Origin of the sequence: Mycobacterium europaeum, from assembly GCF_002102155.1 — a bacterium.
Lineage (GTDB): Bacteria > Actinomycetota > Actinomycetes > Mycobacteriales > Mycobacteriaceae > Mycobacterium > Mycobacterium europaeum.
This window is the reverse complement of sequence record NZ_LQOU01000070.1, coordinates 56,430-65,171: the sequence shown is the minus strand read 5'-3', so window position 1 is coordinate 65,171 and position 8,742 is coordinate 56,430. Positions and strand designations below refer to the sequence as shown.

Genomic DNA, 8,742 nt, shown 5'->3' with positions numbered 1-8,742 from the left:
CGTCGCCCTCGAGTCCCTGCCGATGACCCTCAACGGCAAACTCGACACCCGCGCCCTGCCCGCACCCGAATACACCGCGTCCGGGTACCGCGCCCCGACCAATCCCACCGAGGAAATCCTGGCCGGAATCTACGCGCAGGTGCTCGGCGTCGAGCGGGTCGGCATCGACCAATCGTTCTTCGACCTTGGTGGAGACAGCATTTCGGCGATGCGGGTGATCGCGGCGGTCAACACCGACCTCGACGAGTACCTGTCGGTGCGCGCCATCTTCGAGGCGCCCACCATCGCCCAGCTGGCGCCGCGGATCGGTGAGGGCGCGGGCGGCCTGGAGCCGCTGGTGGCCGGTCCGCGGCCGGCGGTGGTCCCGCTGTCGTTCGCCCAGTCCCGGTTGTGGTTCCTCGACCAATTGAACGGCCCGTCACCGGTTTACAACATGGCGGCGGCCATGCGCCTGCGCGGCCGGCTCGACGAGCCGGCGCTCGGCGCGGCGCTGGCCGACGTGGTGGCCCGACACGAGAGCCTGCGGACCGTGTTCGCCGCACCCGACGGAACGCCGCAGCAGGTGGTCATCCCCGCGGAGCGGGCCGACTTCGGCTGGCGGGTCATCGACGCGCGTGACTGGTCGGCGAGCCGACTGGACGGGGCCGTCAAGGCCGCCGCCCGCGACACCTTCGACCTGGCGACCGATATCCCGTTGCGCGCGTGGCTTTTCCGCGTCGCCGAGGACGAGCACGTGCTGGTGGCCGTCGTGCACCACATCGCCGCCGACGGGTGGTCGCTGCGGCCGTTGGCCGCCGACCTGGGCATCGCGTACGCGGCCCGCTGCGCGGGGAAGCCCCCCGAGTGGGCCGAATTACCGGTCCAGTACGTCGATTACACGCTGTGGCAGCGGGCCCAGTTCGGCGACCTGAAGGACAGGGCCAGCCGCATCGCGGCTCAGCTGGCCTACTGGGAAGAGAACCTGGCCGGCATGCCGGAGCGCTTGCAGCTGCCCACCGACCGGCCCTACCCGCAGGTCGCCGACCAGCGCGGGGCCACGGTGGCCATCGACTGGCCCGCCGACCTGCAGCAGCAGGTCACCGCGGTCGCCCGCGAACACAACGCGACCAGTTTCATGGTGGTGCAGGCCGCGCTGGCGGTGCTGCTGTCCAAGGTCGGTGCGAGTTCCGATGTGGCGGTGGGCTTCCCGATCGCCGGGCGGCGCGACCCCGCGCTCGACGACTTGGTCGGGTTCTTCGTCAACACCCTGGTGCTGCGGGTCGACCTGAAAGAGCTAGGCGGCGACCCCACCTTCGCCGACCTGCTGGACCGGGTGCGCACGCGCAGCCTGGAGGCCTTCGAGCATCAGGACGTGCCGTTCGAGGTGCTGGTGGAGCGGGTCAACCCGGCCCGGAGCCTGACCCATCATCCGCTGATCCAGGTGATGCTGGCCTGGCAGAACTTCGGTGGGCAGGACAACGACCCCGCGACCGGACTGGCGCTCGGCGACGTTCAGGTCACTTCGATGCCGCTCGACGCCCAGGTCGCCCGCATGGACCTCACGTTCTCGCTGGCCGAGCGCTGGACCGAGGGCAACGAGCCCGCCGGGATCGGCGGGCGGGTCGAGTTCCGCACCGACGTGTTCGACGCGGACAGCATCGAGGCACTGGTCGCACGGCTGCAGCGGGTGCTGGCGACGATGACCACCGATCCGAACCGCACCGTGTCATCGGTCGACCTGCTCGACGCGGCCGAACACGCCCGCGTCGACGAGATCGGCAACCGGGCGGCGCTGACCGCACCGGCCACCGCGCCGGTGTCGATTCCCGAAGCGTTCGCCGCCCAGGTGGCGCGCACACCGGACGCGCCGGCGCTGGGCTGCGGTCGGTGGTCGTGGACGTACCGGGAGCTGGACGAGGCGTCAAACCGGTTGGCGCACCTGTTGATCAGCGCGGGCGCGGGCCCGGGCGAGGCCGTCGCGCTGCTGTTCTCGCGGTCCGCCGAGGCGATCGTGGCGATCCTGGCGGTGCTCAAGACCGGCGCGGCCTACCTGCCCATCGATCCCGCCCATCCGGCGGCCCGCATCGGCTTCATGCTCGCCGACGCCGAACCCGTGGCGGCGGTCACCACCGCCGACCTGGCCCACCGGCTGGACGAGCACGACGTGGCGGTCATCGACGTGGACGATCCCGCCGTCGAGGCCCGGCCCGCCACCGCCCTGCCGGCCCCCGGCGCGGAGGACACCGCCTACCTCATCTACACCTCGGGGACGACCGGCCGGCCCAAGGGCGTGGCGGTCAGCCACCGCAACGTGACGCAGCTGATGGCCTCCGTGGACGCCAGCCTGCCGGACGCCGGGGTGTGGTCGCAGTGGCACTCCTATGGCTTCGACGTGTCGGTGTGGGAGATCTTCGGCGCGCTGCTGCGCGGGGGGCGCCTGGTGGTGGTCCCGGACGCAGTGGTGCGGTCCCCGGAGGACCTGCACGCCCTGCTGATCGCGGAGGGGGTCAGCGTGCTGAGCCAAACCCCTTCTGCCGCAGCGATGCTGGACCCGCAGGGGCTGGAGTCGGCTGCTCTGGTCGTGGCGGGCGAGGCCTGCCCGACGGACCTGGTCGACCGGTGGGCGCCCGGCCGCGTGATGATCAACGCCTACGGCCCCACCGAGGCGACGGTGTACGCCGCCATCAGCGCGCCGCTCACGCCCGGATCCCCGGCGGTGCCGATCGGCTCCCCGGTGGCCGGCGCGGCGTTGTTCGTGCTCGACGAGTCCCTGCGGCCGGTGCCGCCCGGGGTGATCGGCGAGCTGTACGTGGCCGGCGGCGGACTGGCGCGCGGGTACTGGCGACGGGCGGCGCTGACGGCGTCACGGTTCGTGGCGTGCCCGTTCGGCGGGCTCGGGGCACGGATGTACCGCACCGGCGACCTGGTCCGCTGGGGCGCCGACGGGCAGCTGCAGTACCTGGGCCGCGCCGACGATCAGGTCAAGATCCGCGGCTACCGCATCGAACTCGGGGAGATCCAGGCGGCGCTGGCCGAGCTCCGCGGGGTGCGGCAGGCGGCCGTCGTCGTCCGCGAGGACCGGCCCGGCGAGAAGCGCCTCGTCGGCTACGTCGCCGGGTCGGCGGACCCCGCCGAGCTCCGCACCGCCCTGTCCGACCGGCTCCCCGCGTACATGGTGCCGGCGGCCGTGGTGGCGCTCGACGCGCTGCCGCTCACACCCAACGGCAAGCTCGACACCCGCGCGCTGCCGGCACCCGAATACACCGGCGCCGATCGCTACCGCGCCCCCGGCAATCCCGTCGAGGAGACCCTGGCCGGCATCTACGCCCAGGTGCTCGGCGTCGAGCGGGTCGGCGTCGACGACTCCTTCTTCGACCTGGGCGGCGACAGCATCTCGTCGATGCAGGTGGTGACGCGTGCCCGCGCCGCGGGCCTGACGTGCCGGACGCGCGACATCTTCGTCGAGCAGACCGTGGCCCGGCTGGCCCGCGTGGTGGGAACGGCCGACGGCGACGCCGGCGTCATCGACGAGGGCATCGGGGAGCTGCCCGCAACCCCGATCATCCGGTGGCTGCAAGGCGTCGAGGGCCCGGTCGACCAGTTCAACCAGACCATCGTCGTGGAGGCGCCCGCCGGGGCCGGCGAGGAAGACGTGCTGGCGGTGTTGCAGGCCGTGCTGGACCGCCACGCCATGCTGCGGCTGCGCCTGGACGACGAGGGCACGCTGACAGTGCCCGAGGCCGGGTCGGTGGACGCCGCCGACCGCCTGCACACCGTGGATGCGTTGTCCGACGCGGCGGTGATCGAGGCGCGGTCGAGGCTGAACCCGGCCGACGGGGTGATGGTGAGCGCGCTGTGGGCCGCCTCCACCCGCCAGCTCGTGCTGATCATCCACCACCTGGCCGTCGACGGTGTGTCCTGGCGAATCCTGTTGGAGGACTTGAATATTGCCTGGGCGCAGCATCGCGGCGGGCAGCCGGTGGCGTTGCCGCCCGGCGGGACGTCGTTCGCCCGCTGGGCCGGCCTGCTCGGCGAGCACGCGCAGACCCCGGCGGTGGTCGAGCAGGCCGAGGCCTGGAGGCGGGTCGCGGCGACCCCGCCCGCGCTGCCGCCGGTGCGCCCCGAGGCGGACACCTACGAGACCGCCGAGCACCTCTCCGTTCAGCTCGACGCGGACACCACCCGCACGCTGCTCGGTGAGGCGCCGGCGGCGTTCCATGCCGGCGTCAACGACATCCTGCTGATCGGCTACGCCCTGGCCTGGGCGGAGTTCCTGGGCGATACCGCGCCGATCGGCATCGACGTCGAGGGCCACGGCCGCCACGAGGAACTCGCCCCCGGAGTCGACCTGTCGCGCACCGTCGGCTGGTTCACCACCAAATACCCGGTGTCGCTGGCGGTGGGTGAATTGCCGTGGGAGCACGTGGTTTCCGGCGATCCGGCGTTGGGGGCGGTGCTCAAGGCGGCCAAGGAACAGCTGCGCGCCCTGCCGGACCCGCTGACCTACGGGCTCTTGCGTTATCTCAATCCCGAAGTGGGACTGGATGCTTCGGACCCGACGATCGGATTCAACTACCTCGGCCGGCTGGGCGGCGCGGCGGCCGCGCTGTCCGACGAGCTGTGGCGGATCTCCCGCGACGGTTCCTCGGTGACCGAAACCAGCACGGCGGTGCCGATGCCGCTGATGCACACGGTGGACCTCAACGCGGGCACCGCCGACACCGAGGCCGGCCCGCAGCTGCACGCCAACTGGACGTGGGCGCCCTCGGTGCTGGACCGCGAGCAGGTGAGCAGGCTGAGCCGGCTCTGGTTCGAGGCGCTGACCGGCATCTGCGCCCACGTGCGCTCCGGCGGCGGCGGGCTGACCCCGTCGGACATCCTGCCGGCCCGGCTGGCCCAGCAGCAGATCGACGAGCTCGAACGGCAAGCCCCGATCGCCGACGTGCTGCCGCTGACCCCGCTGCAGCAGGGGCTGCTCTTCCACACCACCACCACGCGGGGCGGCGGCGATTCCAGCGACCTGTATGTGGTGCAGCTGGACATCGGCGTCGCCGGCCCGCTGGATGCTGACCGGCTGCGCGACGCCGTGCAGACCGTGGTGAACCGGCATCCACACCTGGTCGCCCGGTTCTGGGACCGGCCCGACGAACCGGTGCAGATCATCCCCGCGCACCCGGTTCCGGCATGGCGGTATGTCGAGCTCGACGACGTCGACGGCTGGGCCGACCGTCTGGACGAACTGCGCGCCGCCGAACGCGCCGCGGTCTGCGACCTGGCCGACCAACCCGCCTTCCGGGTCGCCGTGATCCGCACCGGCCGGCACCGGCACCGGCTGGTGCTCACCATCCACCACATCGTGCTCGACGGCTGGTCGGTGCCGATCCTGGTGAACGAGACGTTCGCCAGCCTCACCGGGCAGCAGTTGGCCCCGCCGGCGCCGTATCGCCGATTCGTCACCTGGCTGGCCGACCGCGACCTGGACGCCGCGCGGGCCGCGTGGGGCGAGGTGCTCGCCGGCTTCGACGCCCCGACGCTCGTCGCGCCCCCGCACCAGACGGCGCCGGGCGCGCGTGGCCTCGAGACGTTCGCGGTGTCGGCCGAGACCACCCGGGCGGTCGGCGAGCTGGCCCGCGCGCGCCAGACCACGGTCAGCACCGTGCTGCAAGCCGCGTGGGCGCAGCTGCTCACCTGGCTGACCGGCAACCACGACGTCGCGTTCGGCACCACGGTCTCGGGCCGCTCGGCCGAAGTGCCCGGGGCCGAGTCGATGGTCGGTTTGTTGATCAACACCATCCCGGTGCGCGCCCGCATCACCCCGGCGACCAGCACCGCGGACCTGCTCGATCAGCTGCAGGGCGCGCACAACGACACCGTCGAGCACGAACACCTGTCGCTCAGCGAGATCCACCGGATGACCGGCCACGAGAAGCTGTTCGACACGCTGTTCGCCTACGAGAACTACCCACTGGAAACGTCCGCGATGGCGGTCGACCACGAGCTGTCCATCACCGACTTCGACATGTTCGAACGCAACCACTACCCGCTGACGATGCAAGCCGCCCTGTCCGGCGAACGGCTCGGCCTGCGCGTCGAATACGACGCGGGTTTGTTCGACCAGCGCACCATCGGGGCCCTGACCGACCGGCTGGAACGGGTGCTGGTGGCGATGACCACCGACCCGACCCGGCGGCTCTCCTCGGTCGACCTGCTCGACGGGCCCGAACACGCCCGGCTGGACGCAATCGGCAACCGGGCGGCGCTGACCCGGCCGGCGCCCCCGCCCGCCTCGATCGTGGAGTTGTTCGCCGCGCAGGTCGCGCACCACCCGGACGCGGTGGCGATCAGCTGGAGCGACGTGTCCATGACCTACCGGGAGCTGGACGAGGCGGCGAACCGGTTGGCGCACCTGCTGGCCGCGGACGGCGCCGGCCCGGGCGAGTCCGTGGCCCTGCTGTTCTCGCGCTCCGCGCAGGCGATCGTGGCCATCCTGGCGGTGCTCAAGACGGGCGCGGCGTACCTGCCGATCGACCCGGCCGCCCCGGTCTCCCGGATCAACTTCATGCTCGGGGATGCCGCGCCGGTCGCCGCGGTCACCACCGGGGGATTGCGGTCGCGGCTGGACGGGTCCGACGCGCGGGTGATCGACATCGAGGACCCACGGATCGCCGGCTGCCCGGACACCGCGCTGCCGGCGCCGGCGGCGGACGGCGTCGCCTACCTCATCTACACGTCGGGTACCACCGGCGTGCCCAAGGGCGTGGCGGTCACCCACCAGAACGTGACCCGGCTGATCGGCTCGCTCGACGCCGGACTGCCGGCCCCGGGTGTATGGACGCAGTGCCACTCGTATGCCTTCGACGTGTCGGTGTGGGAGATCTTCGCGCCGCTGCTGCGCGGCGGGCGCGTGGTGGTGGTGCCCGAGGCGGTGGTGCGCTCCCCGCGGGACTTCGGCGCCTTGCTGGTCGACGAAGGGGTCAGCGTGTTGACCCAGACCCCGACGGCGGTGGCGATGCTGGACCCGGCCGGGCTGGAGGGGGTGGCGTTGGTGATGGCCGGCGAGGCCTGCCCGGCCGAGGTGGTCGATCGCTGGGCGCCGGGCCGGGTGATGGTCAACGCCTACGGCCCCACCGAGACCACGATGTGCGTGGCGATCAGCGCCCCGCTGACGGCGGGGTCGGGGACACCCCCCATCGGCTCGCCGGTGCCCGGCGCCGGGCTGTTCGTGCTCGACGCCTGGTTGCGGCCGGTGCCGCCGGGGGCGGTCGGCGAGCTGTACGTGGCAGGCACCGGGCTGGCCGCCGGCTACCTGGGCCGGGCCGGGCTGACCGGTTCGCGGTTCGTGGCCTGCCCGTTCGGCGAACCCGGCACCCGCATGTACCGCACCGGTGACCTGGTGCGGTGGGGCGCCGACGGGCAACTGGTGTACGTGGGGCGCGCCGACGAGCAGGTCAAGATCCGCGGCTACCGCATCGAACTGGGCGAGGTCCAGGCCGCGCTGGGCCGGCTGGACGGCGTCGATCAGGCGGTGGTGATCGCCCGCGAGGACCGCCCCGGCGACAAACGACTGGTCGGCTACATCACCGGGACGGCCGACCCCGCCGAGGCGCGCACCACGCTGGCCGGACGCCTACCCGTCTACATGGTGCCCACGGCCGTGCTCGGGCTCGACGCGCTGCCGCTGACACCCAACGGCAAGCTCGACGCCCGCGCCCTGCCGGCACCGGAATACACCGGCGGCGCATACCGGGCCCCGTCGAACGCGACCGAGGAGATCCTGGCCGGCGTCTTCGCCCGGGTGCTCGGGGTCGAGCGGGTCGGCGTCGACGACTCCTTCTTCGACCTCGGCGGCGACAGCATCTCGGCGATGCGGTTGATCGCCACCGTCAACGCCGAGCTGGCCGTCGACCTCGCGGTGCGCTCCCTGTTCGACGCACCCTCGGTGCGGAGCCTGAGCCGGCGACTGACCACGGACACCCCGTCCGGCCCGGACGTCGTTCCGGTCCAGACCCTCAAGCGCGGCGCGGGCATCCCGGTGTTCTGCATCCACCCGGCGGGCGGCGTGAGCTGGCCGTACCAGGTTCTCGGCAACTACCTGGACTGCCCGATCATCGGCATTCAACAGGTCCGCGGGGGCGCCGAACGAGAACCGCGGTCCATCCCGGAGATGGCGGCGACCTACGCCGACAGGCTGCAGGAGGCCTACCCCTCCGGCCCCTACAACCTTCTCGGCTGGTCGTTCGGCGGGGTCGTCGCCCACGCGGTGGCGGTCGAGCTGCAGCGGCGCGGGTGCGTGGTCGCCCGCCTGGTCCTGCTCGACGCCCAGCCGGCCATGGACGACGGCGCGGCCCCGCCGGAAGAAGCCCTCGGTGCCGGCCAGCTGCCGGAGGCCGCGCGCTCCGGGCGGCTGTTCGATCTCCTCGCCGACAACCTCCGCAAGAACGTCGAGCGGTACCGGGCGCACCGGCCCGAGGTTTTCACCGGGGACATCACCGTGTTCTCCGCCGCGCAGGACGGCGGCGATCGCGGCGCCTTCCTGTCGCGGTCCTGGCGACCGCACGTTTCCGGCGAGATCCTCACCTACGCGATCGAGTGCGGGCACGACGACATGCTGACCAGCGAATCGGTCGGCCTGTACGGGCAGCGGCTCAGGCGTTTGCTGGTCCTCGCCGAACGTCGCCTCGAACTGGCCCACGGCGCTCAGCACACCGCGGCGTCGCGGGAGGGCAAGGTGCCCGGGGAGCGCGCCGGCTAGCGAACCCGACG

The 8,742-nt window shown here is 72.6% G+C and carries 1 protein-coding gene; it reads left to right on the top strand.

The window, feature by feature from the left end; genetic code table 11:
- Positions 1-8,731: non-ribosomal peptide synthetase (locus AWC03_RS26355; protein ID WP_142278527.1), on the top strand; the 8,731-nt coding region annotated here is incomplete at its 5' end.
- Between the last annotated feature and the right edge of the window lie 11 nt (positions 8,732-8,742).